We start from the raw sequence: 24,812 nt of genomic DNA on the forward strand, positions 1-24,812 counted from the left end.
AGCCCGCACCGGATAAGGTGCGGGCTGCGGCGCTGCTGGTTGAGCAGCGGGAGTGGACTGCTGCCCCGTGGCCCTAGGCCGGAACTGCCGCGGACGCTACGCCGGGAGCGAGGAACTTCCTGCCATTGACCCGTTCGGAGGCTCCGACGCGGTCCAGGTACGGGGTGATGCCCCCGAGGAACATCGGCCAGCCTGCGCCGAGAATCATGCAGAGGTCGATGTCTTCCGGCCCGGCCACCACGCCTTCTTCCAACATGAGTCCGATTTCCTCGGCCAGCGCATCCTGCGTGCGGCGGAGGACCTCCTCACCGGTGGAGGGGGAGGTGCCGAAGGAGAGCAGCGCCATCGTTTCGGCGGGGATGAACGGTTTTCCGTCCGGCCCCTTTTCCGGCACCCCGTTCTGCACGGACCAGATGGATTTCACGCCGTTGTCGATCAGCTTTTGCAGGTTCTGCGAAACGCTGAAGCGGTCCCCGAACGCGGCGTGCAGGGATTCCTGGACGTGCTGCGCCACGGGCAGGCCGACCATCGCGCCGAGCGTAAACGGCGTCATGGGCAGTCCCATGGTCCGCAGTGCATTGTCGGCCACGTCCGCCGGAGTTCCCTCATCGAACGCCGCGGTCACTTCGCCCATGAGGCGCAGCAGGATGCGGTTGACCACAAACGCGGCGGCGTCCTTGACCAGGACGGCGGTCTTCTTCAGGCCCCTGGCAAGTTCGAACGCGGTGGCCAGCACGGCGTCGTCGGTCCTGGGCGCCCGGACGATCTCCAGCAGCGGCATGACCGCCACCGGGTTGAAGAAGTGGAAGCCCACCAGGCGCTCAGGGTGCTCCAGGTCCTCAGCCATGGCAGTGACGGAGAGAGAGGACGTGTTCGTGGCCAGGATGCACTCGGGGGAGACAATCGCCTCCACCTCCGCGAACACCTGCTTCTTGACGTTCAGCTCCTCAAACACGGCTTCGATGACGAAGTCGGCGTCGGCAAACGCCGCCTTGGAAACCGAGCCCGTCACAAGTGCCTTGGTGCGGTTGGCGGCGTCGGCACTGAGCCGTTTTTTCGCGAGCATCTTGTCCACTTCGGCATGGACGTAGCCCACACCTTTGTCCACGCGGGCCTGGTCGATGTCCGTCATGACCACGGGCACCTTGAGCTGCCGGGCGAAGAGCAGCGCCAGCTGGCTCGCCATCAGGCCTGCACCCACCACGCCCACTTTGGTCACCGGCCGGGCCAGCTTGCGGTCAGGTGCACCCGCCGGGCGCTTCGAGCGCTTCTGTACGAGGTCCAGGAAAGCGTAAACAGTGGAGCGGAATTCGTCGGTCTGCATGAGGCCGGCCAGGGTCTCGCACTCGAGTGCTGCCGATTCCGCCTGGCTCATGGTCCGGTTGGCCTCCATGATGTCCAGCACTTCGGCCGGCGCGGGGGAGGCGTTGGACGTCTTGGCCTCCACGAAGGCCCGCCCGGCGGCAACGGCTGCCGCCCAGCGGCCGGCAACCTCCGGATCGGAAGGTTCGACGGCGTTGGGCCGCTTCGGGGCGACCTCGCCGGAAATGACGCCGGCAGCCCAGGCGAGGGACTGCTCCACGAAGTCGGCGGGTTCGAACATGGCGTCGGCAATGCCCAGGCCGAAGGCCTGCGGGCCGGTGAGCGTCCGGTTGTTGCTGAGCGGATTCTCGATCATCACCTTGACGGCGTTCTCCGGTCCGATCAGCCGCGGAAGGATGTAGACGCCGCCCCAGCCGGGCACCAGGCCGAGGAAGGCTTCGGGAAGCGCCAGGGCTCCGGCGCTGGTAGACACCGTGCGGTAAGTGGACTGCAGGGCGATCTCCAGGCCGCCGCCCAGTGCCACGCCGTTGATGAAGGCGAAGCTGGGCACGCCCAGGTTGGCCAGGGTCGCATAGACGTCGTGGCCGAGCTGCGCCATCCAGAGGCCGTGGTCCCGGTCGTTAAGGGACTTGACAGCGGACAGGTCCGCGCCGGCCACCAGGTAGTAGGGCTTTCCGGTCACGCCGACGCCCACGATCTCGCCGCGGGTGGCCCGGTCTTTGAGGCCTTCCAGGACCGTGCCCAGTTCCACCAGGGTGTTCGGGCCCAGTGTGGTGGGTTTGGAGTGGTCCAGGCCGTTGTCCAGGGTGATCAGCGCGAATGTTCCCGGGCTCGGCTTGCCGCCGGCAGCCGGCAGCTCGATGTCCTGGACATAGGAATGCGTGACGATCTCGTCAGGGAAAAGGTCGGCAAGCTTGCGGAAATCTGCGGCGCTCATGCTGCTGCTCCTTCAGTCTGGGTGATGGCAGGTTCGGTGGCGGGATCGCTGGTGGCGGTGTCGTCGGCGGGCGACACTGTGCCGCTGTAGCCTGTGTATTCCGAGTGACGCGGGTTTTCCCAGATGACGGTGGCGCCCATGCCCAGGCCGATGCACATGGTGGTCATGCCGAAACGGACCGACGGGTCCTCCTCGAACTGGCGCGCCAGCTGGTTCATCAGCCGCACCCCGGAGGAGGCCAGCGGATGCCCGACGGCGATCGCGCCGCCGTAGCGGTTGACGCGGGGATCGTCGTCGGCAATGCCGAAGTGGTCCAGGAAGCTCAGCACCTGGACGGCGAATGCCTCGTTGATTTCGAACAGGCCGATGTCCGAGATGCCCAGGCCTGCGTTCTTCAGCGCCTTCTCCGTGGCGGGGACCGGCCCGATGCCCATGACCTCCGGCTCGACGCCGGCAAAGGCGTAGCTGACCAGACGCATCTTCACCGGCAGCCCAAGCTCCGCCGCGGCATCCGCGGAGGCAAGCAGGGCCGCCGTCGCGCCGTCGTTCAACCCTGCTGCATTGCCGGCAGTCACCCGGCCGTGGGGGCGGAACGGCGTGCGCAGCGCGGCAAGGTCCTCGAGGGAGGTTCCGGGCCGGGGCGGTTCGTCAACGGTGTTGACCGTCCAGCCCTGCCCCGGCTTCATGGTGGCCACCGGCACCAGGTCCGGCTGGATCTGGCCCTTTCCGTAGGCCGCTGCCAGCTTGTCCTGGGACGCCACTGCGTAGGCGTCGGTGCGGTCCTTGGTGATGGCCGGGAAACGGTCGTGCAGGTTCTCGGCGGTGTTTCCCATGTTCAGTGCGGCGGGGTCCACGAGGCGCTCGGACATGAACCGCGGATTGGGATCGGCGCCCTCGCCCATCGGGTGGTTGCCCATGTGTTCCACTCCGCCGGCGATGACGACGTCGTACGCCCCGAAGGCGATGCCGCTGGCGGTGGTGGTGACGGCGGTCATGGCGCCGGCGCACATGCGGTCCACAGCGAAGCCGGGGACGGTGCGGGGGAGCCCGGCCAGGAGGGCCGCAGTGCGGCCGATGGTAAGCCCCTGGTCGCCGGTCTGGGTGGTGGCGGCAACGGCCACCTCGTCAATGCGGTCGGCAGGGAGGGAAGGGTTGCGGCGCATCAGTTCGCGGATGCACTTGACCACGAGGTCATCGGCGCGGGTTCCGGCGTAGATCCCCTTCTCGCCCGCGCGGCCGAACGGCGTGCGGACACCGTCCACAAAAACGACGTCGCGGACGGTCCTGGTCATTCCGCTGCTGTGGGTTCCGCTGCTGTGTTCTCCGCTGTGGCGGGGCTGGCTCACGTGATACTCCTCATCGAGACATTGGTGCCGGACGCGCGCCGATGGCAGCGGCAATCCGGGCGGCATTGATCCCAATGTTACTCGTGAGTAACTTAGCTGGCAAGGAGTGCGCGGGACTGGTGTTGTCCGGCCGCGGCGAGCCGGCCGATGCAGACTGTCGATACAGGCGCGGGCAGCTAGCTCCCGGTTCCGGTCGCGGCCCTGGGCTCCTTCGGTTCTTTGGGAGGCAGCGGCTGCGGATTGAGGAACGCCGCAGTGATCAGCGGAGCCGTCAGTTCGATCTGCCACGGCCGGGCACCGAGTTCACCGAGCTCTTCGGCGATCCCTTCTTCGCTGAGCTCGGCAGGGGGACGCCACGCCACCCGGCGGAGGAAGTCGGGCGTGAGCAGGTTTTCGACAGGAAGGTTCAGTTCGTCGGCCTTTTCCTGGAGCAGCGGCCTGGCAGTCGTCAGGCGTTCGGCCGCAGCCGGGTCCCTGTCGGCCCAGACCCGTGGTGGCGGCGGAGCATTGGTTGGAAGGTGCAGCGGCGGCAGCTCCTCCATGCTTCTCGCTGTCGCGATGCAACGCAGCCAGCGCGGAGCCTCACGCTGCGCGGCACGGCCGTGGAAGCCCTTGGTGCCCAGCAGCTGTGGAACGGTGGTGGGCATGGCCTTGGCGGCTGCGACCAGCGAAGAGTCGGGGATGAGCCGGCCGGGAGCGACGTCGCGCTTGCGGGCCAGGGAGTCGCGCTCCAGCCACATTTCACGGACCGCGGCGAGCTGCCGGCGGTCCCTGATCTGGTGCAGCCCCGAGGTCTTGCGCCAGGGATCCACGCGCGGCGGGGCGAGTCCGGCCGCGAGGATGGCTGCGAACTCCTGTTCGGCGAATTCAAGCTTCCCGTCGGCCTGGAGCAGCTCGATGAGTTCTTCGCGCAGTTCCGTGAGGACCTCCACGTCGAGGGCCGCGTAGCGCAGCCAGGGTTCCGGGAGCGGGCGGGTGGACCAGTCGGCGGCGGAATGCTCCTTGGCGAGGCCGAAGCCGAGGAGCTGCTCGATGACAGCCGCCAGGCCCACCCGCGGCAGTCCGGCAAGCCGCGCGGCCAGTTCGGTATCGAACAGTTTGTGCGGCCACATGCCAAGCTCCGACAGGCACGGAAGGTCCTGGCTCGCTGCGTGCAGGATCCATTCGACGCCCTCGAGGGCGTCGTTGATGATCCGCAGGTCCCCGAAGGGTTCCGGGTCGATGAGCCACGTTCCCGAGCCTTCGCGGCGGATCTGGACCAGGAAGGCGCGCTGCCCGTAGCGGAAGCCCGATGCGCGTTCCGCGTCCACCCCTGCCGGGCCCGTCCCGGCGGCAATGGCGGCCGCGCAACGCTCCAGCCCCGCCGGAGTTTCAATGACGAGCGGTACTCCGTCGCGGGGGGAGTCCAGGTCGATGACCTCGGGGACCAGGCTGTCGAAGCCTTCCACCGTGATGTGGGGAGTAATGTCAGCAGCCGGGACGCCGGCCGTGGTGTGTTCCGGATTTTGAGGGGTCATGATGCCTTCAGTTTACCGACATCGCGCTGAAGGGCGTCCCGCCGTGGTGAACCATGGTCAGTTGCGCCGCCGGCGGGGCAGGGCGGATACGCCCTCAGGCAGTGGCGGGAGTCCGGCGAAAGTGCAGACCATGTCCGACCACGCCTCCAAATGGGACCGGATATCCGGCCCCACAGGGGTCCACGACGCCCGCAGCTCGATGTCGATGGAGCCGGGCCTGTCGGCGAGGGTGCCGAAACTTTCGGACAGGATCCTGGTGGCCGTTCCGCCCGCCGCGCGGTAGGGCGCGTTGTGGTTCTCCAACGCTTCGACGAGCCAGGTCCACGCAACCGAGCCCAGCATTTCGTCGTTGCCCATCTCGGCCTCCAGCTGGGCGCGGATGTAGGTGACGATCCGGAACTCGCCGTCCCACACCGCCGAGCCGTCCGGATCGTAAAGCAGGATGAACCGCCCGGTGGCGAGTTCCTCGGCGTCGTCGTCGACGGTTCCCGCCGCGCGGACCAATGCGGCGGAAACGGGTCCGTGCACAGCGGCGGGGGCGGGCCCCGGAACAGGGCCTATGACCTCCGCGCCGAGGGCCACTGCGAAGGGGGCCAGCCTGGACGGTGCGGGGATTTCGTCCAAGTGCAGCTCACTGCGGCACCGTGCTTTTCGTAGGGATCCCAACGCGGTAAGGAACTCCGCGGGAACCTGGGCGAGTGCGTTCACATTCGCAGGTTACGCAAAATGTGGCGCTGAACCCGGCAGGCTCGCCGCCCCGTGCGCCCGCTCAACGGGCCGCCAGCTCCCGCTTGATGGCAGCGACAAACGAATCCACGTCCTCCTCGCTCGTGTCGAAGGAGCACATCCAGCGGACTTCCCTCGCAGCTTCGTTCCAGTCGTAAAAGCGGAACGATTCCCGCAGCCGGTCCGCGACGCCTTCGGGCAGGATGGCAAACACACCGTTGGATTCCGTCTTCTGGGTGGGTTCCACGCCGTCGATCCCATCCACTGCAGCGCGCAGGCGGGCAGCCATGGCGTTCGCGTGCCTGGCCGACCGCAGCCAGAGGTCGCCCTCGAGGAGGGCAATGAACTGGGCAGACATGAACCTCATTTTGGAGGCCAGCTGCATGTTCATCTTGCGGAGGTAGATCAGGCCGTGCGCGGCGTCCGGATTGAGCGCCACCACCACCTCTCCGAACAGCAGACCGTTCTTGGTGCCGCCGAAGGAGAGGATATCCACGCCGGCGTCGCGCGTGAACGCCCGGAGCGGCACGTCGAGGTGGGCAGCGGCGTTGGCCAGCCGGGCCCCGTCCATGTGGAGCTTCATGCCCTTGGCGTGGACGTGGTCCGCTATGGCGCGGACCTCCTCCGGCGTGTAGCACGTGCCCAGTTCGGTGGTCTGGGTGATGGACACGGCCAGCGGCTGGGCGCGGTGTTCGTCGCCCCAGCCCCAGGCTTCCCTGTCGATCAACTCGGGGGTGAGCTTTCCGTCGGTGGTGGGGACCTGCAGCAGCTTGATGCCGCCGATCCGCTCCGGGGCGCCGTTCTCGTCCATGTTGATGTGCGCCGTCGACGCGCAGATCACCGCGCCCCAGCGGGGGAGCAGGGACTGGAGCGAGAGGACGTTGGCGCCGGTTCCGTTGAAGACCGGGAAGCATTCGATGCCGGCGCCGAAGTGCTCCTCCATGAGCACCTGCAGCCGTGCGGTGTAGTCGTCTTCGCCGTAGGAGACCTGGTGGCCCTCGTTGGCCGCTGCCAGGGCAGCCAGGACTTCGGGGTGGACGCCGGAATAGTTGTCAGAGGCGAACCCCCGCACGGCAGGGTCATGGAGCCGCGCCGCGGTGGCGGCAGGGGCAGTTTCAACTGTGGTTGTCATCGCTTTGGTCACGCTTTCAGTCTAGGGATGTGGGCCGTTATCGGCTAAGGACCAGCCGACGGCCGTTCAGTTCCGCCGCCGGGGTGGTAAAAAGTCCGACGGCGGCAGCCGCCAGGTCCGAAACGTCGGTGAAGCCGGGGAAGCTGCGTTCGGGGGACCGCGCACGCATCCCGGCGTCCACGAGGCCTTTCGCCACGAAGATGACCGCGGCGCTGTGCGTCCCCTTGCTGAAGCCTTCGGCCACCGCAAGGGTCCATGCTTCGGCAGCCGCTTTCGCCGCAGCATAGCTCGCGCCGGCCGCCGTCGGGGTTGCAACGGCAGTGGAGGTCACCATGGCGAAACGGCCGGCCTCCGATGCCGCGAGGTCGTCGTAGAACACCCTCGTGACATTCCGCACGGTGGTGAGCGCGCCGCGTTCCAAGAAGTCCCAGTCCTCGTCGGTCTGGTCCGTGATGCCCCGGGCGCCGCGCCAGCCGCCCACAAGGTGGATGACGCCGTCGACCCTTCCGGCAGTGGCGGAAATGGTGGCGTGCAGCTCCCGGACGTCAGCCAGGCTGGCGAGGTCGCAGACGAGGGGGATGACGCCGCCGCCCGCTTCCGCGGCGGCGGCCTCAATCCGGGGACCGTCCGAACCGACCGCAAAAACCGTATGGCCTGCTTCGCGCAACGCGCGTGCAGTGGCGATCCCGGACGGCCCGCTGCCGCCCGTGACCAATACGTTCAAGGGGCGTCCGGCACTCATCCGGCGTTCATGGCCAGGGTATTGATGCCGGTGCCGGTGGCAGATGAGCCGGTGATGCCGGCAGTGGACTCGATGACGGGGCGCATCTTCTTCTCGAGGGCTTCATAGAACATGGACAGCGGGAATTCGTCGTCGAGCACCTGGTCGGTGAGGCCGCGCGGCGGTCCGGCCAGGGGCAGCGCGCCCGGACCCTTGGCCCAGACGGACGCCGGGTTGGGGGTGACGGTCCCGGAGATCAGCTCGTAAGCGGCCAGCCAGTGGGCCATCTTGGGGCGGTTGATCGAGCGCCAGTAAAGCTCTTCGATCCTGGCACCGAGCTCAACCACGACGTCGGCGACTTCGTTCCAGTCAATGCTGAGCTTGCTGTCGGTCCAGTGCAGGACGCGGTGCTGGTGCATCCAGGCGAAGAGCAGCTGGCCGCCGAGGCCGTCGTAGTTACGGACGCGGCTGCCGGTGATGGCGAAGCGGAAGATCCGGTCGAAGATGACGGCATACTGGACGAGCTTGGCGTGCCGGCGTGCTTCGGGGTCAGCCTCTTCGTCCTTTTCGATCTTCACGGATTCGCGGAAGGCGGTCAGGTCGCAGCGGAGTTCCTCCAGTGAGTACAGGAAGTACGGCATGCGCTGCTTGATCATGAACGGATCGAAGGGCAGGTCGCCGCGCATGTGGGTGCGGTCATGGATCAGGTCCCACATCACGAACGTTTCCTGGGTGAGCTTTTGGTTCTCCAGGAGCTCGGCGGCCTCGGCAGGGAGCTCCAGGCGGGTGATATCGGCAGCGGCCCCGAGGACCCGGCGGAAGCGGGCTGCTTCCCGGTCCGCAAAGATGGCACCCCAGGTGAACGTCGGGGTTTCCCGGACCGCCACGGTTTCCGGGAACAGCACGGCGGAGTTGGTGTTGTAGCCGGGCGTGAAGTCCAGGAAGCGGATGGGAACGAAGAGCTTGTTGGAGTATTCACCCTCTTCAAGGCCGGCGATGAACTCCGGCCAGATGACCTCGATCAGGACTGCTTCCACGAGGCGGTTGCTGCTGCCGTTCTGGGTGTACATGGGGAAAACCACCAGGTGCTGCAGCCCGTCGATGCGGTGCTGCTGCGGCTGGAAAGCGAGCAGCGAGTCAAGGAAATCCGGCACCCCGAAGCCGTCGGAGGCCCAGCGGCCGAAGTCGCTCACCAGGAGTTCGAGGTATCGGGAGTCATGCGGAAAGGACGGAGCCAGTGCTTCGACGGCCGTGCAGATGGTGCTGACGTGCGCGGCGGCGGCTTCGTGGTCAGCGGCCGCGGGCACCGAGCCGTCCTGGGTCTGCAGGGCCTGGATTGCCGTCGCGGCAGCCTTGAGCCTCAGCCACTCGGGGTGGTTTTCGGTGAGCGGGGCGTGTGCGGTGAGAGCGGTCGTGGTCATCGTCGGCGATCGCCTTTCTGGGTTGCTTGGAGCTTCTACGGCGAGCGTAGCAAGCAATCAGAGCTCCTAATGCAAAATTAGCCCGAGCATAAGAAAGACTGGTGCAAGTGGTGGAGCAGACCCGCCCTAGCCGTAGCCGGGGCGGGTCCTTCCGCCTCTGCCTGGCGGCGCCTACTTTGCGGCGTCGTCCGCTGAAACCAGCGTCAGCGAGACGGAATTGATGCAGAAGCGCTGGTCCGTGGGGGTGCCGTACCCCTCGCCCTCGAAAACATGGCCCAAGTGCGAATCGCAGCTTGCGCAGCGGACCTCAACACGGTCCATGCCCATGGTGCGGTCATGGATGTAGCGGACGGTTCCGTCTGCGAGCGGTGCCCAGAAGGACGGCCAGCCGCAGTGGGAGTCGAACTTTTCCTTGCTCGTGAAGAGTTCCACGCCGCAGGCCCGGCATTTGTAGACACCGGCCGTGTGGGTGTCCCAATATTCTCCGGTGTAGGGACGCTCGGTTCCCGCCTGCCGGAGCACCCGGTACTCCTCCGGCGTCAGCTCCTGCCGCCATTCCTCGTCGGTCTTTTCAACCCGCGGAGTGTTGTTTTCCGCAGGGGATCCATCGCCGGAGACCTGGACGGGCGCGACTTTTGGCTTGTTGCTAAAGATGCTCATGGTTTGAACAACGCTCAGGAGTCGCCGATAAATCCCGAACCCGCATACAGGTGCAGCACAGGCAGTCCCAGCTGGTCCTGGGCCTTGTTGGCCCAGTCGGTGTGGAACGTGTCCGCGATGGCATGGGGGCGCGTGATGACGACGGCCTGGCCCGCACCGACTTCCTTGACCTTGGCCACGAGTCCCTGCACGGCCCCGCCCTCCACCACTTCGCCGGTGACGCCGCCGCCGATTCCGGCCAGCGCGTTAAGCGATACCGCCAGCGTTTCGGCGGCGGCAGCGCGTTCGGTTGCGGGATCCGGGGCATGGGAAGTCAGCTCCCGGAAAGCTTTGGCGACGTCCAGGAGGGAGAGGTTTTCGAGGAAGTCCACCAGTAGGTGCCGTTCCGTGTTGGCCGGCACCAGCACCAGGAGGGGCGCGTCACCCCCGTCCACCAGGCGTTCGATGTTCACGCGGTCGTCCGCACCCAGCGGCTCTTCTGTCAAAATGACGATTGGATCGCTCATGACCCCAGCCTAGTCCCGGCCTGACCTTCCCGCACGGATTTCATCCGGGCCTCCGGCCGCCAGCGGTGTGCCCGAATATGATCGGAGGGCCGGCAGCAGTAAGAATGGATCCATGGCATCAATTCCGGGGCTGCGCCCGGCCACTCCGACGAATCCGCCCCGTGCCTTGGACCGGGTCCAGGGCACCCCCGAGGCGGGCATGTCCGCCAGCGCCAAATGGGCCGTGGGCGGCGTAATCGCCGGAGGTGCCGCCGCGGGACTGCTGGGTGCAGGGTCCTCTGCCCTCGCCCTCTATTTCGCCCGGCGGGTCATCACGCCAGTGCGGGTCCGGGATGAGAACCAGGAAGTGCTGGCCGTCATCCGGGCCGCGGACGGACTCCAGATCATCCTTGCCGCCACCGAGGACACCACGGTTGAGGGCACCTACGGGCTGTTCTTCGACGGCGGCCGCGGACACGCACGGATCGGCAGGATCCTTTCGTACTCACCCGCGGAACGCACCGTCCTGCGGGAGGTCGAAGCGGTCTATTCCGGCGACCTCACCAAGGCCCGCCGAGGCTACTGGAGCGGGGCTTCGCACCCCGACCCGGCGTCGATCGGCCTGCCGGCCGAGGACGTGGAAGTCGACGTCGAGGGCGGCGTTGCGCCGGCGTGGCTGGTGCGCGCGGCGGTGCCCTCGGACATCTGGGCCATCATGGTCCACGGCCGCGGTGCCAGCCGGCAGGAATGCCTGCGGGCACTCCGGCCGGCGCGGGCTCTCGGCATGACCAGCCTGGTGGTCTCCTACCGCAACGACGGACTGGCACCTTCCGCCCCGGACGGGCGCTACGGCCTTGGGTCCACCGAATGGCGCGATGTCGAGGCAGCCATCAGTTTCGCCGTCGCCAATGGCGCCAGGGAAGTGGTGCTGTTTGGCTGGTCCATGGGCGGTGCGATCTGCCTGCAGACGGCCGACCTCTCCCGGCACCACCACCTCATCCGGGCGATGGTGCTCGATGCACCGGTCATTGACTGGGTGAACGTGCTGGCGCACCATGCGCAACTGAACCGCATCCCGTCCGCAGTCGGGAAGTACGGGCAGCTGATGATGGGACACCGCCTGGGCCGGCGCCTGACGGGACTGGCGGCGCCCGTAGACCTGAAGCCGATGGACTGGGTCTCCCGCGCCGTGGAACTCAGGACCCCCACACTGATCCTGCACAGCGTCGACGACGAATATGTGCCTTACGGCCCGTCGGCCAGCATTGCCGAAAAAAACCCGGAGATGGTCACCTTCGAGTCGTTCCAGAACGCCCGCCATACCAAGGAGTGGAACGTCGATCCGGAGCGCTGGGAAGGCCTGGTCACCGCCTGGCTGCGGCGGCAGCTGGCACCCCGGACCAACCCGGGCTCCCGCCCCCGGAAGCCCTTGCCGGCCGTGCCGGATGCTAACGCTCCGGAGTAGCTTCCGGACCGGACGCTAGCGGTCCGGAGTGGATTTCGGGCCTGTGCCGATGCGCGCGGTGATGGCGCCGGTGAGCCGGACAAGATGGCCCGGGTCAAGCTCGATGTCGAGCCCGCGCCGGCCGCCGGAGACCAGGATGCTCTCCTGGCCCAGGGCGCTCTCATCCAGGACGGTGGGGGAGGGCTGGCGCTGCCCCAGCGGTGATATTCCGCCCAGTACATAGCCGGTCCTGCGCTGTGCCGTGGCTGGATCCGCCATGGCTGCCTTCTTGGCGCCCAGCGCAGCCGCGATTGCCTTCAGGTCCAGGTTTCCGTGCACCGGGACGATCCCCACGGCGAGCCTGCCGTCCACATCCACCATCAGGGTCTTGAAGACCTTTGCGGGATCCACGCCCAGCACTTCGGCGGCTTCCATCCCGTAGCTGGCAGCCGAGGGGTCGTGGCTGTACGGATGCAGCACGAAAGGAACGCCGGCCGCAGCGAGTGCTGCTGTAGCCGGCGTTCCTTGTGAAGCCTGTTTGCGCGCCATGTGGTGCCCGGACCTTCCGGCCTAGGCCTTCAGCGCGGCGGAGGCAGCCACCTTGCGCTTGATCCGTCCCAGCATGGCCGTCATTCCCCGCATCCGCAGGGGAGTGATGGCGCGGGTGAGCCCAAGCAGCTCGGGCATGTCATCCGGCACCGAAAGGATCTCCGGTGCCGTGAGACCGTCGAGCCCTTCATGCAGGACACCAGCGAATCCTCGGGTGGTGGGTGCTTCCGGCGGCGCCTTGAAGTACAAGCGCACGCTGTCCGGCGAACCGGCGTCGTGCTTTTCCGTCTCAACGGTCAGGAACAGCGGCGACTGGCACTCGACAACCTGCTCAAGGAGTTCCGGGTGGTCCTTCAACCGGTCCGGAAGCTCGGGGAGCCCCTGGGAGAACTCCAGCAGCAGTTGCAGCCGCTCGGGTTCGGTCAGGGCCTGGAAGTCGTCAACTATTTCCGCCAGCGCGGCGGGAAGGGCTTGGGTATTCATCAGGTCCAGTTTACGCCGGTACCGTGCCGCGCTCGGTTCCCTTGGTGATGGGCACGCGGACGGCGTTACCCCACTCGGTCCAGGAACCGTCGTAGTTACGCACCGTCTCGAAGCCCAGCAGGTACTTCAGTGCGAACCAGGTGTGGCTGGAACGCTCGCCGATGCGGCAGTATGCCACGACGTCGTCGCCTTCCTTGAGGCCGGCCTCGCCCAGGTAAAGGGCCTCGAGTTCGGCCCGGTTGCGGTACGTGCCGTCGCCGGCTGCCGCGCGTGCCCAGGGGATCGAGGCAGCCGTCGGGATGTGGCCGCCCCGCAGGGCGCCTTCCTCAGGGTAGGCGGGCATGTGCGTGCGCTGGCCGCTGTATTCCTCGGGGGAGCGGACGTCGATCAGCGGCTTGCCGAAGTGGGCCAGCACGTCTTCCTTGAAGGCGCGGATGGGGGCATCGTTGCGCTCCACCTCCGGGTATTCGGCCGGGGAGGTGACCGTGACGTCGGTGGTCAGCTTGTGGCCCTCGGCGATCCACTTGTCGCGGCCGCCGTCCAGCAGGCGGACGTCTTCGTGGCCGAAGAGGGTAAAGACCCACAGGGCGTACGCGGCCCACCAGTTGGACTTGTCGCCGTAGATGACCACGGTGGAGTCGCGGGAGATGCCCTTGGCAGCCGCCAGGGCCGCAAACGCCTTGCCGTCCACGTAGTCGCGGGTCACCTCGTCGTTCAGGTCGGTGTGCCAGTCGATCTTGACGGCGCCCGGGATGTGGCCGGTTTCGTAGAGCAGGACATCCTCATCGGACTCCACCACCACGAGTTTGCCCTCGGCGACGGCGCCGTTTTCAATGGCCTCTGCGAGCCATTCGGTGGACACAAGGCGTTCCGGATTCGCGTACTCGGCGAACTTTTCGTTCTGTTCAACGGGGTAGGACACAGGGATGGCCTTTCACTGAAACGGTCAGGGGACCCATGCCACCGGGAGGCGTCGCTGCGGCCGGGCCAGTTCCAACACTAGCCACGGGCCGGCACTAATGCGTCCCTGCGTTCACAGAGGGAAATATGGCCTTGGTCACGTGTGCGCACAGCGCAATGGGGCCGGTGCCCCATTGCCGGTATCCTTTCTGGGGACACGAGACCAGCAGAACGGACCACCTTGGTACAGATCGAACAGCTCTCCGCGCGGACACCGTCGGTTTCCGTGGATGAACTCCTCAAGGGTTTTTATCCCTCCCCGCGGTTCGGAGAGGTCTCCTTCACAAGCTACCGGCCCGATCCGTCGCAGCCGAGCCAGGCCGGGGCGGTGACGGCGCTGGAGTCCTTCGCCACCGGCGTTGGCGCCAACGGAAGCTCCGGACTTTTCAAGAAACTGTTTGGCAAGAAGGACAAGGACAATTCCCGCGCCGGCATTTACCTGGACGGCGGTTTCGGCGTGGGCAAGACCCACCTGCTGGCATCGCTGTGGCACGCGGCCCCCGGACCCAAGGCCTTCGGCACCTTCGTCGAATACACCAACCTGGTGGGCGCGCTGTCCTTCCGCAAGACCGTTGAGGCGCTCAGCAGCTACAAGCTCGTGTGCATCGACGAGTTCGAACTCGACGACCCGGGGGACACCGTCCTGATGTCCCGGCTGATGCGGGAACTGGCCGACGCCGGCGTCAAGCTTGCCGCCACGTCGAACACCCTCCCCGGTTCGCTGGGCGACGGACGGTTCGCCGCTGTCGACTTCCAGCGTGAGATCCAGGTGCTGGCGGACCAGTTCGACGTCGTCAGGATCGACGGCGAGGACTTCCGCCACCGCGGCCTCCCGGCAGCGCCTGCTCCGCTGAAGAATGCAGACCTGACGCACCACATGCAGGCGGAATTCCACGGTAAAACGGTGGCCCGGGATGACTTCAAGACCCTCATCAACCACCTGGCAGGCGTCCACCCCAGCCGGTACCGGCAGCTCCTGGCCGGCATCGAGGGTGTTGTGTGGCGTGATGTGGAAACCATCACCGAGCAGGCAGTGGCCCTCCGGTTCGTGGTGCTGGCGGACCGGCTGTATGACAAGGATGTTCCGATCCTCGCCAGCGGCGTTCCCTTCGATCAGCTTTTTACCGAGGAAATGATGACCGGCGGCTACACGAAGAAGTACTTCCGGGCGGTGTCGCGGTTGACGGCCCTTGCCCGGGAAGGGCAGAACCACGAACCGTCGTAGCCCGTAAACGCTGCGCTTAAACGCCGCGCTTAAACGCCAAAGGTGCCGGCGCCGCCTCACGGCGGGACCGGCACCTCGCTGACGTTCCTGGGTTAGAGGCCCTGCTGCCGGGGTTCACCGGTTACAGGGGGCTCTCCGGCGACGGGAGGCTCGTCGACGGGTGCCGCATGCGGCTTGTCGTCGACCTTGTCCACGAGGCCGGCTGCGCCCTTCTGGACGGAATCGATCTTGTCGGCGTACTTTCCGCCGGTCTTCGAGTCGACGAAATCGCCGGCCTTTTCGATGCCGTCCTTGATGGCTTGTTCATTGCCACCAACGAGTCGCTGAGCCTTGCCCTTCAGATCGTCAAGAATTCCCACGGGCACCTCCCTTCTGTCGCGGAGCCAGATCGCTCCTCCGCTTTCGATCCTAGCCCGGGACCCCCGGAGTGCCAAGGGCACGCGCCGCGACTTGTCTAGGGTCCTGATGCCCTATTCGGGGCGTTCCCGCCGGAACGCCGGGCAATAAAAAAGCAGCTCCGGGGAGCTGCTTTGTGGTGGGCGATACTGGGATCGAACCAGTGACCTCTTCCGTGTCAGGGAAGCGCGCTACCGCTGCGCCAATCGCCCGCACCGGAAGGATCCGGAGTGGTATTGAAAAAAGAGAGCGGACGACGAGATTCGAACTCGCGACATCCACCTTGGCAAGGTGGTGCTCTACCAGCTGAGCTACGTCCGCATTTAGTCCATGCCGGCTGGGCCGGTGGTACTGGATCAAGCAAGTTTCCTTGCTTTGGTGGGCGATACTGGGATCGAACCAGTGACCTCTTCCGTGTCAGGGAAGCGCGCTACCGCTGCGCCAATCGCCCAAATGTTCTCCGGGATAAACCGGATACCAAGGTTTTCACCGAGGTGGGTACGGGATTCGAACCCGTGTATACGGCTTTGCAGGCCGCTGCCTCGCCTCTCGGCCAACCCACCGTGTAAGCCAGGTTCCGGGGAACCTTTGCCATGACAGTGTCCTGCGAGCGGACGACGAGATTCGAACTCGCGACATCCACCTTGGCAAGGTGGTGCTCTACCAGCTGAGCTACGTCCGCATTATTGTCAGCATTTCCGTGCCGCATTCGGCATTTCCTCGCGTTCCAACGAGTAAGAACTCTATAGGAGGTTCGGGGAACTTACAAATCGGCCCCTCGTCATCGGCGCCCTAGGCCCTTACTTCCTTGAAATCTAGGGGATAAAGCTAATGACAGCCGTGTAATTCGATGGTTCGTTTCGGCGTCGAAGGGCTCGATTTCCAAAAGCCGCCGGGGTGGGCTAGCATTCAATGGCATTGGGGCGATTGGCGCAGTGGTAGCGCGCTTCGTTCACACCGAAGAGGTCACTGGTTCGAACCCAGTATCGCCCACCAATGAATGGCCCGTTCCGCTGAATCAGCGGGACGGGCCATTTCGCTTTCCGGCCGCGTCCCTTGCCGCCCGGCAATCCTGTCAGCCCTTCATGAAAGAGTGTTTGCATGACTGATCCACTCCTTGCCCACGCCACGGAATACGGGCGGATGTATGCACGCTCCACCTCCGAATCGTTTTCCGTCCCGTCCATCACCACCGTGATCGGCCAGCAGCCGCACGGCCTCGACGGCTGGTTCGGGTACATGGGGGCAAACAGCCTGGCCAGCGATCCGCTGCTCCCCGGGATCCTGGGAAGCCCCGCAAAGGTCCGCCAGGCGGTCAGCCGGGCTGCCAAAGCAGCGGAAACCTACCGCGACGACGCTGCCCGGCGAGGCGACCGCGTGCACAACTACTGCGAACAGGTTGCACTCAGGGCCCTGGGCCGGCCACATCAGATGAAGGAAATGCGGGAGGCGCTGGCAGCAAACGGCGAGGAAGCCTTTGCGGCGCGATTCGACGAGTGGTGGGAACTGTTTGCTGTGGAGCCGGTCGCGCCCGAAGTCACCGTCTGGAATAAGACAGTCGGGTACGCAGGCACGCTGGACCTGGTCGCCAGGATCAACGGCAGGACCTGCATTATCGATTACAAGACCAAGGGCACCACCCGGGACGGCACGGTCAAGCCGCTGGACGACAAAGTGGTGATGCAGCTGGTGGCGGGAATGAAGGCCGAGGAAAGCCTGGTTGATCCTGTCGCAGGGGAGTGGGAGCCCTGGCGGCACGGCGAGTCCCCGATCCTGCTGGCGGTCGCCATCGGGGAGACGGAGGTCCGGCCAATGCGTGCCAACCCGGAGGTGCTCAAGCACCACTGGTGGAAGTTCTGCGCCCTGCGGCGCGTCTGGGAGATGTCGGCCGACACCGTCAGCGCCGGAACAGCCCTGCTCCCGCTGGCGCCGCCGCCGCTGCCCGTGGCACCGCCGACACTGCAGGCTGTGCCCGGCAGGTAGCCGGCCAACTAAACTGGACTGGATCCCGTACCCGCTTACCCAGCACCACCGAAGGACAGATTGCACATGGCCATTTTGAGTATCCGCATCATCGGCGACCCTGTGCTGCGCACAGTTGCCGATCCCGTGACGGAATTCGGGCCGGAACTCGCAAAACTCGTCGCCGACATGACCGAAACCATGGAGGACGTGGACGGTGCAGGACTGGCCGCGCCCCAGGTCGGCGTCAGCAAGCGCGTGTTCACCTACCGCATCGGCGGAGTGGAAGGCCACATCATCAACCCGGTGCTGGAAAACAGCGACGACTTCCAGCCCGACGAAGTGGAAGGCTGCCTGTCCATCCCTGGCCTCGGCTTCCCGGTCCGGAGGCGACGTGCCACCCGGGTCACCGGCGTCGACCTGCACGGAAACCCCGTCACGGTGGACGGCGAGGGCATGCTGGCCCGCTGCTTCCAGCATGAAACGGACCACTTGGACGGCATCCTGTTCACGGACAGGCTCGAGGGTGAAGACCGCAAGGCCGCCCTGCGTTCCATCCGCAACGCCAACTACGACGCCATCACCGAGCGGACGACGTCGAAGCGGGCCAAGACTGTTGGCTCCAGTTTTGGTGGCGGAAGCTTCAGCGGCGGCAGTTTCGGCGCCGCCGAGTGAGGGTCCTCTTCGCCGGTACGCCGGCTGTCGCGGTCCCGTCCCTGGACGCTTTGGTGCAGGCCGGCTTTGACGTCGTCGCCGTCCTGACCCGGCCGGACGCGCCGATCGGACGCAAGCGCGTGCTCACGCCGTCGCCCGTTGCCGCCCGCGCCGCCGAACTCGGCATCGAAGTGATCCATGCCGCGAAGGTGGACGCGGACGTGACGGCAAGGATCGCCGCCGCGGCACCGGATGCCGCCGCCATCGTCGCCTATGGCGGCCTCATTCCGCGCGCCGCGCTGGACGTTCCGCGGCACGGCTGGATCAACCTGCACTTCTCCCTCCTCCCCGCCTGGCGCGGCGCCGCGCCCGTGCAGCGCGCGGTCATTGCCGGCGACGACATCACCGGCGCCGTTACGTTCCTGCTTGAGGAGGGGCTGGACACTGGCCCCGTCTTCGGCACCCTGACCGAGGCCGTCCGTCCTGACGACACCTCCGGGGCACTCCTGGAACGGCTCTCCCACAGTGGCGCCGTGTTGCTCGCCCAGACGCTTTCGGCCATCGAGGCAGGACGGGCCGTCGCGGTTCCGCAGTCGGGGGATGTGTCCTTGGCGCCCAAACTGGGCATCGACGACGGCCGGATCGACTGGCACCAGCCCGCCCTTGCCATCGGGCGCCGGGCGCGCGGCGTCACGCCCGAACCCGGCGCGTGGACCACGCTGGAGGGGCAGCGGGTCAAACTCGACCCGGTTGTACTCAGGACCGAGGCGCCGCCGCAGAAGCCGGGGCAGGTGCTTCCCGACGGCAAAAGCGTTTTGGTGGGGACAGGTTCCCATCCCGTTGAGCTGACGCGGATCCAGCCTTCGGGCAAAAAGATGATGGCCGCCGCCGACTGGGCGCGCGGACAGGCAGCACTGGAAGGCGTGGTATTCGAATGAGTGAGTCCGGAACGGGCGGCAGCGGCCGCGGCAGGGCCCCCCGTCAGGGGAGAACAAGCGGCGGCGGGCCGTCCGGCGGATCCGGCGGCAGCCGCAGCGGAAGCCAGCGGGACGCCCAGGGTCGGGAGCGCAACCGCGGACCCAAGCGGAACTTCACCGAGAATGCCCCTTCGCAGCGCACACGGCGTGCCGACCCGGCCCGGCTGGTGGCGTTTGAAGTGCTGCGTGCGGTCGCGTCGGAAGACGCCTACGCAAACCTGGTCCTGCCGGCGCGAATCCGCCACCATGGCCTGGACAAGCGGGACGCCGGGTTCGCCACCGAGCTGAGCTACGGGGCGCTGCGCGGCCAGGGAACCTATGACGCCGTACTGGCCCGCTGCGTCGACCGGCCGCTGGACCAGCTGGATCCGGCCATCCTGGACGCCCTTCGGATCGGCGCCCACCAGCTGCTGGCCATGCGCGTACCCGCCCACGCTGCCCTGGACCAGACCGTGGGACTCGCCCGGGCGGTCATCGGAGCCGGCCCGTCGGCCCTGATCAACGCCGTCCTGCGCAAGGTCTCCGCCCACACCCTGGACGAGTGGCTCGAGCTGCTGCTCAGCGACGAGCAGGACGAAACCCGGGTGGCGTCCGTCCGTTACGCCCACCCCGAGTGGATTGTCCGCGCCCTGCGGCAGTCCCTGGTGGCGCACGGGCGCCCGGTCACCGAGATCAACGAACTCCTTGAGGCGGACAACGCCGCCCCGGTGGTCAACCTCGTTGCTCTGCCCGGGCTGGGAAGCCTCGACGAAGCCCTGGAAGGCGGAGCCACTGCCGGCGAGCTGGTGGAAGGCTCGGCCCTCTCCAGCGGCGGCGACCTCGGCCGGCTCGCATCGGTAAGGGAAGGCAGCACCAGGGTCCAGGACGTAGGCTCGCAGCTGGTTGCCCGCGCCATGGCCGCCGTCGACCTGACACCTGCGGATCCGGGGAAGCCGGAGGCGCAGTCCGCCGGCCAAAGCGGCGAAAAGTGGCTGGATCTCTGCGCCGGACCGGGCGGCAAGGCGGCGCTGCTGGGTGCCCTCGCCCGGCAGCAGGGTGCCACCCTGCTGGCCAACGAACCCGCCCCGCACCGCGCCAAGCTGGTGAGGCAGGCCCTGGCCGCGGTCCCGCACGAGGTGTGGCATGTCCGGACCGGCGATGGCCGCGACGTAGGTACTGAGATGGCGGAAACATTCGACCGCGTCCTCGTCGATGTTCCCTGCAGTGGACTGGGCGCCCTCCGGCGCAGGCCCGAATCAAGGTGGCGGCGCACCCCCAAGGACCTCGCGGATCTTGGCCCGCTGCAGCGGGAACTGCTGAAGTCGGCACTCGACGCTGTCCGGCCCGGCGGCGTGGTCGCGTACGTGACCTGCTCGCCGCACCCTGCCGAGACCACCGCCGTCGTGACCGATGCGCTGCGCAAGCGCGACGACCTGGAACTGCTCGATGCCGGCGCTGCCCTGGACAAGGTGAGCCTGCCCGGGCACCTGGAGGCCGGCCATGAACTGACCGCCCAGCTGTGGCCGCATGTACACCGGACGGACGCAATGTTCCTGGCACTCATCCACAAGAAACCCTGATCCCTCAGCCTTCAGTGAAAGGAGCCGACATGGCTCAGTGCTGCATCAACCCCAGCATTCTCTCCGCCGACTTCGTCAACCTGGAGGCAGAGCTGCGCAGAATCAGCAATGCAGACGCCGTCCACGTTGACGTCATGGACAACCATTTTGTGCCGAACCTGACCCTTGGCCTGCCCGTGGTGCAGCGCATCCAGGCCGTGAGCCCGGTGCCGTTGGATGCGCACCTGATGATCGCCGACGCCGACCGCTGGGCGCCCGCTTATGCGGACGCGGGACTCGCGTCAGTGACGTTCCACGTTGAAGCCTCGATCGCGCCCATCAAACTGGCCCGGGAGCTTCGCGCTCGCGGTGCCAAGGCAGGTATGGCCCTGCGCCCCGGCACGCCGGTGGAGCCCTACCTGGACATGTTGTCGGAACTGGATCTGCTGCTGATCATGACTGTGGAACCCGGTTTCGGCGGCCAGTCCTTCCTGGACCTGACGCTCCCCAAGATCAGGCGGGCCCGGGCAGCGATCGACGGCTCCGGCACCGGGGTGGCGCTGCAGGTGGATGGAGGCATCACCGAGGAGACCATTGTCCGGGCGGCCGAAGCCGGCGCCAATGTGTTTGTTGCAGGCTCCGCGGTGTACGGCGCGGAGGACCCTGCGACGGCGATTGACCGCCTCCGGGCGGCCGGCTCCCGCCCGGTCTCGGCCGGGTCCGGCCCTGTTTCGCAATCATGACGGAGTCTGACGGGAATAGACGGACCAGTCACTCAGTTGTGACAGAATAACAACACACACTACGTGCTCCGGGGTCGGTGTAAGTCCGAACCGGCGGTGACAGTCCGCGACCCGCGAGCCGGCACAGATCCTTTTGGGGAACTGTTCCGGCGGACGGTTGAACCGGTGAAATTCCGGTACCGACAGTTAAAGTCTGGATGAGAGAAGCACGTACAGCTGTTACTGCACTGCCCTTTCGGCGGTGTGGTATTGCGCTGTCGTATACCCCCGGAGCCTACTCGGTTTCGAGGGAAGGAACGACGAACGCTTTGACGCCGCAGACTACGGACCAGTTCAGTGCTGCCGAGATCGACGCCATGGAGGCTGCCCTCGCCGCCGCGCTCCACGGTCCCCGCGGGGCAAACCCTCTCGTGGGCGCCGTCGTCATCGGATCCGATGGCCGGCAACTGGTGACCGGTTACCACCGCGGCGCCGGCACGGCGCACGCAGAGGCCGATGCCATTGCCCAGGCCGGCATGAAGGGCATCGACCTGGCCGGATCCACCATGGTGGTCACCCTGGAGCCCTGCAACCACTGCGGACGGACCGGGCCATGTGCCCAGGCAATCATCGATGCCGGCATCGCTTCGGTGGTGTACGCGGTGGACGACCCCCACGACCCCGCCGCCGGCGGAGCCGCAACGCTGCGGGCCGCGGGCGTCAGCGTTCGTTCCGGCCTGTCCGCGCGCGCCGCTTACGAGCTGAACCGCCGCTGGTTTGAAGCCGTGTTCGGCCAGCGCCCCTTTGTCACCCTGCACATTGCCCAGACCCTGGACAGCCGCATCGCTGCAGCTGATGGCACCAGCCAGTGGATCTCCAGTCCGGAATCCCTCGCCGACAACCACGGACTCCGCAGCCGGGTTGATGCCATCCTGGTGGGCACGCAGACGCTCCTGGTGGACAACCCGCGGCTCACCGCCCGGGATTCGTCGGGCCAGGCGGCAGGCAGCCAGCCGCTGCGCGCCGTCATGGGCCTCCGGGGAATTCCCGACGACGCCGCCATCCACGGGGACGACGGCCGGGTGCTGCACCTGCCCACGCGGGATCCGCATGAGGCCCTGGCCCGGCTGTTCGCGGCCGGCGTACGCCACGTCATGGTGGAAGGCGGGTCCAGCATCCTGAGCGCCTTCCTCGCCGCCGGACTCGTGGATGAATTGATCGTCTACCTCGCGCCCACCCTTCTCGGGTCCGGCACGGCAGCCCTCGGCGACCTCGGCATCACCACCCTCGCGGAGGCCCAGGCCTGGGATTGGGACCAGGCATCCGGGGGAGCGGTGCAGACCCTCGGCCGGGACCTGCGGCTCCACCTCTTTCCGGGCCACGCCGAACCCGCGCACACCGAACCCGTGCAGGCCGAACCCGCGCACGCCGAACCGGCAGCCGCCTCAGAACTCATTTCATCCCTCACCAGCTCACCCGAATCCTTACCGCACCGCACCGGCGCGGGCACCGCCACAGGAGGCAACTGATGTTTACCGGAATAATTGCCGAACAGGGCAGGGTCCTGTCCGTAGAACGCAACGGCGCCGTCAGTGCCACGGTGCGCCTCCATGCGCCAACCAGCACCGAAGGACTGACCCTGGGCGGCTCGGTGGCCGTCAACGGAGTATGCCTGACCGCCACGGACATCGACGGCAAGGACTTCAGCGTCGACGTCATGGGTGAGACCCTGGTCCGCAGCACCATCGGCGAGCTGAACACGGGCGACACCGTCAACCTGGAACGCTGCGTTCCTGCTGGCGGGCGCCTGGACGGACACGTTGTCCAGGGCCACGTGGACGGGGTCGGCGAGCTCCTCGAGCGCGAAGCACTGGGCAACTGGGACCGCCTGAGGTTCGGCGTACCCGTGCGCCTTGCCCGCTACATCGCCGAAAAGGGCTCCATCGCCGTCGACGGCGTCTCCCTCACGGTCACTGCCGTCAGCGAGGCGCCGGAACCTGCCCCGTGGTTCGAAGTGGGCCTCATTCCCACTACCCTGGCCGATACGGGCCTGGGCGCGAAGAAGCCCGGCAGCAAGGTAAACCTCGAAGTCGATGTCCTGGCCAAGTACACGGAACGGCTGCTCGCCTTCGCCGGAGGCGCAGCCACCGGCGCTCACACCGCCACTGCTGCTGCCGGAGCGGGGGAATCCAAGTGAGCCAGCTCAAGAACACGCCCCGACCCGGTGCCACTGCGGATGTCCTGTCAGGCAACACGCTCCTTGACCCGATCGAGGACGCCGTCCGCGCCATGGCGGCCGGACTTCCGGTGCTGGTGGTGGACAACGAGGACCGCGAAAATGAAGGCGACATCATTTTCGCTGCCCAGCACGCCACTCCCGAGCTGATGGGCTGGACCGTCCGCTACAGCTCCGGGGTCATCTGCGTACCGCTCGACGGAGCCCGGGCTGATGCCCTGCTCCTGCCGCCCATGGTCGAGGTCAATGAAGACTCCAAGGGCACTGCCTACACGGTGTCCTGCGATGCCGCCATTGGCGTCAGCACGGGAATTTCCGCGACGGACCGTGCACTCACGGCCCGCGTGCTGGCAGATCCCGGCAGCCGCCCGGAATCGATCACCCGTCCCGGGCATGTTTTCCCGCTGCGGGCCGTTAACGGTGGAGTGCGTGAACGTCCGGGCCACACCGAAGCGGCCGTGGACCTGTGCAGGCTTGCCGGACTGGAACCGGTGGGCGTGATCGCCGAGGTGGTGTACGACAACGGAGAAATGATGCGCCTGGACGGACTTCGCGGCTTCGCTGCTGAGCACGGGTGCCCGCTGATCTCGATCGAGGATCTGGTGGCATACCTGGAGACAGCACAGCCAGGCGGACGGACGGCAGCGCCGGCAGGGAACAAGGAGATGCGATGACGGCTTCAGAGGCACGAAAAGACGTTACGGCGGGGCGCCGGCCGCACCCGGTCAGCGGCGGACCCGTGGTCCAGCTGCCCAGCGAATTCGGGGTCTTCGTGGCCCAGGCCTGGACCGACCTGGTGACAGGAATCGAGCACCTCGCCGTCAGTTCACCGATTCCGCCCGTGGACGGCAAGGCGCCGCTGGTGCGGCTGCACTCGGAATGCCTCACCGGCGATGTTTTCGGTTCGTACCGCTGCGACTGCGGCGAGCAGCTGGCCTACGCCCTTGAGAAGATCAGCGAGGAAGGCGGCACGCTGCTGTACCTGCGCGGACAGGAGGGCCGCGGCATCGGCCTGGCCAACAAGATCAAGGCGTACGCCCTGCAGGAAGCCGGCTTCGACACCGTTGAAGCCAACGAGCAGCTGGGCCTGCCCGTGGATGCGCGCTGCTACAACGCCGCCGCGCAGATCCTGGCCGAGCTTGGACTGCACGAAGTGCGCCTGCTGAGCAACAACCCGGACAAGCAGAACCGGCTGGCGGACGCCGGCGTCACCGTCGTCGAGATGGTTCCCACCGAGGTGCCCTCGCGCGAACAGAACATCCGTTACCTGCAGACCAAGAAGGACCGGATGGACCACCGGCTCGTCCTCGACAGCCAGGAGGCTGAGCCGGTGGCCGCGTCACCGTCGGCCGGACCGGCGCCTTTCCAGCACGAACAAGACTGACTCAAGTACCCAAG

24 protein-coding genes, 6 tRNA genes and 1 riboswitch are annotated in these 24,812 nt (G+C 66.8%); of the genes, 12 read left to right on the forward strand and 18 right to left on the reverse strand.

All coding sequences use genetic code 11. The features are described 5' to 3' along the window. Nucleotides 1-73: 73 nt before the first annotated feature. From ACSQ1X_RS08465 to ACSQ1X_RS08505, 9 genes are all read right to left on the reverse strand, one after another. Nucleotides 74-2,260, reverse strand: coding sequence for a 3-hydroxyacyl-CoA dehydrogenase NAD-binding domain-containing protein (locus ACSQ1X_RS08465; protein ID WP_436057330.1), 2,187 nt, complete (start codon nt 2,258-2,260; stop codon nt 74-76). Then, a complete protein-coding gene (locus ACSQ1X_RS08470; RefSeq protein WP_436059296.1) occupies nt 2,257-3,552 on the reverse strand; it encodes a thiolase family protein in 1,296 nt (431 codons plus the stop codon). Before ACSQ1X_RS08470 ends, ACSQ1X_RS08465 begins: the two co-directional genes overlap by 4 nt. 230 nt (nt 3,553-3,782) lie before the next feature. After that, entirely contained in the window at nt 3,783-5,123 is a 1,341-nt protein-coding gene (locus ACSQ1X_RS08475; protein ID WP_436057331.1) for an HRDC domain-containing protein, read from the reverse strand. A 57-nt stretch (nt 5,124-5,180) separates the two neighbouring features. Further along, on the reverse strand, nt 5,181-5,831 hold the full coding sequence (locus ACSQ1X_RS08480; protein WP_055802252.1) for a DUF3000 domain-containing protein: 651 nt from the start codon (nt 5,829-5,831) through the stop codon (nt 5,181-5,183). Nucleotides 5,832-5,892: 61 nt separating this feature from the next. Continuing rightward, complete coding sequence (locus ACSQ1X_RS08485; RefSeq protein WP_055802254.1) at nt 5,893-6,981, reverse strand: threonine aldolase family protein; 1,089 nt, start codon at nt 6,979-6,981, stop codon at nt 5,893-5,895. Nucleotides 6,982-7,018: 37 nt separating this feature from the next. Further along, the gene (locus ACSQ1X_RS08490; RefSeq protein WP_436057332.1) at nt 7,019-7,723 is read right to left on the reverse strand and encodes an SDR family oxidoreductase; all 705 of its coding nucleotides are present in this window, start codon (nt 7,721-7,723) and stop codon (nt 7,019-7,021) included. Next, complete coding sequence (locus ACSQ1X_RS08495; RefSeq protein ID WP_436057333.1) at nt 7,720-9,123, reverse strand: DUF6421 family protein; 1,404 nt, start codon at nt 9,121-9,123, stop codon at nt 7,720-7,722. Before ACSQ1X_RS08495 ends, ACSQ1X_RS08490 begins: the two co-directional genes overlap by 4 nt. Nucleotides 9,124-9,294: 171 nt before the next feature. Beyond that, complete coding sequence (gene msrB / locus ACSQ1X_RS08500; RefSeq protein ID WP_436057334.1) at nt 9,295-9,783, reverse strand: peptide-methionine (R)-S-oxide reductase MsrB; 489 nt, start codon at nt 9,781-9,783, stop codon at nt 9,295-9,297. 14 nt (nt 9,784-9,797) lie between these two features. Then, nucleotides 9,798-10,289: a hypothetical protein gene (locus ACSQ1X_RS08505; RefSeq protein ID WP_028270801.1), complete on the reverse strand. Its 492-nt coding sequence runs from the start codon at nt 10,287-10,289 to the stop codon at nt 9,798-9,800. Between the two features lie 199 nt (nt 10,290-10,488). Between ACSQ1X_RS08505 and ACSQ1X_RS08510 the strand changes: the two genes are divergently transcribed. Further along, entirely contained in the window at nt 10,489-11,733 is a 1,245-nt protein-coding gene (locus tag ACSQ1X_RS08510) for an alpha/beta hydrolase family protein (RefSeq protein WP_436059297.1), read from the forward strand. A 15-nt stretch (nt 11,734-11,748) separates the two neighbouring features. Here the strand turns inward: ACSQ1X_RS08510 and ybaK are convergent, their stop codons facing one another. From ybaK to ACSQ1X_RS08525, 3 genes are read right to left on the reverse strand one after another with little or no spacing between them, the layout of a single operon-like run. Beyond that, a complete protein-coding gene (gene ybaK, locus ACSQ1X_RS08515; RefSeq protein WP_436057335.1) occupies nt 11,749-12,261 on the reverse strand; it encodes a Cys-tRNA(Pro) deacylase in 513 nt (170 codons plus the stop codon). Between the two features lie 21 nt (nt 12,262-12,282). Beyond that, nucleotides 12,283-12,744, reverse strand: a complete 462-nt coding sequence (locus ACSQ1X_RS08520) for a SufE family protein (protein WP_055802264.1) — start codon at nt 12,742-12,744, stop codon at nt 12,283-12,285. A gap of 10 nt (nt 12,745-12,754) precedes the next feature. Beyond that, nucleotides 12,755-13,666 carry a sulfurtransferase gene (locus ACSQ1X_RS08525; RefSeq protein WP_436057336.1) on the reverse strand — a complete coding sequence of 304 codons (912 nt, stop codon included), beginning with the start codon at nt 13,664-13,666 and terminating at the stop codon, nt 12,755-12,757. Between the two features lie 219 nt (nt 13,667-13,885). Here ACSQ1X_RS08525 and zapE point away from each other — a divergent pair, with 219 nt between their 5' ends. Then, nucleotides 13,886-14,929: a cell division protein ZapE gene (gene zapE / locus ACSQ1X_RS08530; RefSeq protein WP_436057337.1), complete on the forward strand. Its 1,044-nt coding sequence runs from the start codon at nt 13,886-13,888 to the stop codon at nt 14,927-14,929. Nucleotides 14,930-15,021: 92 nt separating this feature from the next. On the opposite strand, the gene ACSQ1X_RS08535 is transcribed toward zapE, so the two are convergent. From ACSQ1X_RS08535 to ACSQ1X_RS08560, 6 genes are all read right to left on the reverse strand, one after another. After that, nucleotides 15,022-15,288, reverse strand: coding sequence for an antitoxin (locus ACSQ1X_RS08535; protein ID WP_156372377.1), 267 nt, complete (start codon nt 15,286-15,288; stop codon nt 15,022-15,024). A gap of 174 nt (nt 15,289-15,462) precedes the next feature. Beyond that, nucleotides 15,463-15,537 (reverse strand) — tRNA-Val (locus tag ACSQ1X_RS08540). A gap of 36 nt (nt 15,538-15,573) precedes the next feature. Continuing rightward, nucleotides 15,574-15,646 (reverse strand) — tRNA-Gly (locus ACSQ1X_RS08545). Nucleotides 15,647-15,701: 55 nt separating this feature from the next. Next, nucleotides 15,702-15,776 (reverse strand) — tRNA-Val (locus ACSQ1X_RS08550). A gap of 41 nt (nt 15,777-15,817) precedes the next feature. Next, a tRNA-Cys gene (locus ACSQ1X_RS08555) sits at nt 15,818-15,888 on the reverse strand. A gap of 46 nt (nt 15,889-15,934) precedes the next feature. Then, nucleotides 15,935-16,007: transfer RNA gene (locus tag ACSQ1X_RS08560), tRNA-Gly, on the reverse strand. Between the two features lie 239 nt (nt 16,008-16,246). Between ACSQ1X_RS08560 and ACSQ1X_RS08565 the strand changes: the two genes are divergently transcribed. The 10 genes from ACSQ1X_RS08565 to ribA all read left to right on the forward strand — a co-directional run bounded on the left by ACSQ1X_RS08565 (nt 16,247) and on the right by ribA (nt 24,798). After that, nucleotides 16,247-16,321, forward strand: a tRNA-Val gene (locus ACSQ1X_RS08565). A gap of 105 nt (nt 16,322-16,426) precedes the next feature. Further along, the gene (locus tag ACSQ1X_RS08570; protein WP_436057338.1) at nt 16,427-17,308 is read left to right on the forward strand and encodes a cytochrome; all 882 of its coding nucleotides are present in this window, start codon (nt 16,427-16,429) and stop codon (nt 17,306-17,308) included. A 66-nt stretch (nt 17,309-17,374) separates the two neighbouring features. Continuing rightward, nucleotides 17,375-17,962 carry a peptide deformylase gene (gene def / locus ACSQ1X_RS08575; protein WP_055802274.1) on the forward strand — a complete coding sequence of 196 codons (588 nt, stop codon included), beginning with the start codon at nt 17,375-17,377 and terminating at the stop codon, nt 17,960-17,962. Further along, nucleotides 17,959-18,879, forward strand: coding sequence for a methionyl-tRNA formyltransferase (gene fmt / locus ACSQ1X_RS08580; RefSeq protein WP_436057339.1), 921 nt, complete (start codon nt 17,959-17,961; stop codon nt 18,877-18,879). Before def ends, fmt begins: the two co-directional genes overlap by 4 nt. Then, nucleotides 18,876-20,477, forward strand: coding sequence for an RsmB/NOP family class I SAM-dependent RNA methyltransferase (locus ACSQ1X_RS08585; protein WP_436057340.1), 1,602 nt, complete (start codon nt 18,876-18,878; stop codon nt 20,475-20,477). Before fmt ends, ACSQ1X_RS08585 begins: the two co-directional genes overlap by 4 nt. A 29-nt stretch (nt 20,478-20,506) precedes the next feature. Further along, nucleotides 20,507-21,199: a ribulose-phosphate 3-epimerase gene (gene rpe / locus ACSQ1X_RS08590; protein ID WP_055802280.1), complete on the forward strand. Its 693-nt coding sequence runs from the start codon at nt 20,507-20,509 to the stop codon at nt 21,197-21,199. 60 nt (nt 21,200-21,259) lie between these two features. Further along, nucleotides 21,260-21,412: riboswitch (FMN riboswitch) on the forward strand. A gap of 143 nt (nt 21,413-21,555) precedes the next feature. Next, nucleotides 21,556-22,707, forward strand: coding sequence for a bifunctional diaminohydroxyphosphoribosylaminopyrimidine deaminase/5-amino-6-(5-phosphoribosylamino)uracil reductase RibD (gene ribD / locus ACSQ1X_RS08595; protein ID WP_436059298.1), 1,152 nt, complete (start codon nt 21,556-21,558; stop codon nt 22,705-22,707). Next, nucleotides 22,707-23,375, forward strand: a complete 669-nt coding sequence (locus ACSQ1X_RS08600; RefSeq protein WP_436057341.1) for a riboflavin synthase — start codon at nt 22,707-22,709, stop codon at nt 23,373-23,375. Before ribD ends, ACSQ1X_RS08600 begins: the two co-directional genes overlap by 1 nt. A 44-nt stretch (nt 23,376-23,419) precedes the next feature. Next, nucleotides 23,420-24,088, forward strand: a complete 669-nt coding sequence (gene ribB / locus ACSQ1X_RS08605) for a 3,4-dihydroxy-2-butanone-4-phosphate synthase (RefSeq protein ID WP_436059299.1) — start codon at nt 23,420-23,422, stop codon at nt 24,086-24,088. Beyond that, the gene (gene ribA, locus ACSQ1X_RS08610) at nt 24,085-24,798 is read left to right on the forward strand and encodes a GTP cyclohydrolase II (RefSeq protein WP_436057342.1); all 714 of its coding nucleotides are present in this window, start codon (nt 24,085-24,087) and stop codon (nt 24,796-24,798) included. The genes ribB and ribA overlap by 4 nt, the downstream gene beginning before the upstream one ends. Nucleotides 24,799-24,812 lie beyond the last annotated feature (14 nt).

The organism is Arthrobacter sp. LjRoot78 (assembly GCF_964254335.1).
GTDB lineage: Bacteria > Actinomycetota > Actinomycetes > Actinomycetales > Micrococcaceae > Arthrobacter.

Excerpts from the sequence above, each read along its gene's own strand:
- ACSQ1X_RS08465 (WP_436057330.1), bottom strand. The coding sequence starts at position 2,260 with ATGAGCGCCGCAGATTTCCGCAAGCTTGCCGACCTTTTCCCTGACGAG.
- ACSQ1X_RS08470 (WP_436059296.1), bottom strand. The coding sequence starts at position 3,552 with ATGACCAGGACCGTCCGCGACGTCGTTTTTGTGGACGGTGTCCGCACG.
- ACSQ1X_RS08475 (WP_436057331.1), bottom strand. The coding sequence starts at position 5,123 with ATGACCCCTCAAAATCCGGAACACACCACGGCCGGCGTCCCGGCTGCT.
- ACSQ1X_RS08485 (WP_055802254.1), bottom strand. The coding sequence starts at position 6,981 with ATGACAACCACAGTTGAAACTGCCCCTGCCGCCACCGCGGCGCGGCTC.
- ACSQ1X_RS08490 (WP_436057332.1), bottom strand. The coding sequence starts at position 7,723 with ATGAGTGCCGGACGCCCCTTGAACGTATTGGTCACGGGCGGCAGCGGG.
- ACSQ1X_RS08495 (WP_436057333.1), bottom strand. The coding sequence starts at position 9,123 with ATGACCACGACCGCTCTCACCGCACACGCCCCGCTCACCGAAAACCAC.
- msrB (WP_436057334.1), bottom strand. The coding sequence starts at position 9,783 with ATGAGCATCTTTAGCAACAAGCCAAAAGTCGCGCCCGTCCAGGTCTCC.
- ACSQ1X_RS08505 (WP_028270801.1), bottom strand. The coding sequence starts at position 10,289 with ATGAGCGATCCAATCGTCATTTTGACAGAAGAGCCGCTGGGTGCGGAC.
- ACSQ1X_RS08510 (WP_436059297.1), top strand. The coding sequence starts at position 10,489 with ATGTCCGCCAGCGCCAAATGGGCCGTGGGCGGCGTAATCGCCGGAGGT.
- ybaK (WP_436057335.1), bottom strand. The coding sequence starts at position 12,261 with ATGGCGCGCAAACAGGCTTCACAAGGAACGCCGGCTACAGCAGCACTC.
- ACSQ1X_RS08520 (WP_055802264.1), bottom strand. The coding sequence starts at position 12,744 with ATGAATACCCAAGCCCTTCCCGCCGCGCTGGCGGAAATAGTTGACGAC.
- ACSQ1X_RS08570 (WP_436057338.1), top strand. The coding sequence starts at position 16,427 with ATGACTGATCCACTCCTTGCCCACGCCACGGAATACGGGCGGATGTAT.
- def (WP_055802274.1), top strand. The coding sequence starts at position 17,375 with ATGGCCATTTTGAGTATCCGCATCATCGGCGACCCTGTGCTGCGCACA.
- ACSQ1X_RS08585 (WP_436057340.1), top strand. The coding sequence starts at position 18,876 with ATGAGTGAGTCCGGAACGGGCGGCAGCGGCCGCGGCAGGGCCCCCCGT.
- rpe (WP_055802280.1), top strand. The coding sequence starts at position 20,507 with ATGGCTCAGTGCTGCATCAACCCCAGCATTCTCTCCGCCGACTTCGTC.
- ribD (WP_436059298.1), top strand. The coding sequence starts at position 21,556 with ATGGAGGCTGCCCTCGCCGCCGCGCTCCACGGTCCCCGCGGGGCAAAC.
- ACSQ1X_RS08600 (WP_436057341.1), top strand. The coding sequence starts at position 22,707 with ATGTTTACCGGAATAATTGCCGAACAGGGCAGGGTCCTGTCCGTAGAA.
- ribA (WP_436057342.1), top strand. The coding sequence starts at position 24,085 with ATGACGGCTTCAGAGGCACGAAAAGACGTTACGGCGGGGCGCCGGCCG.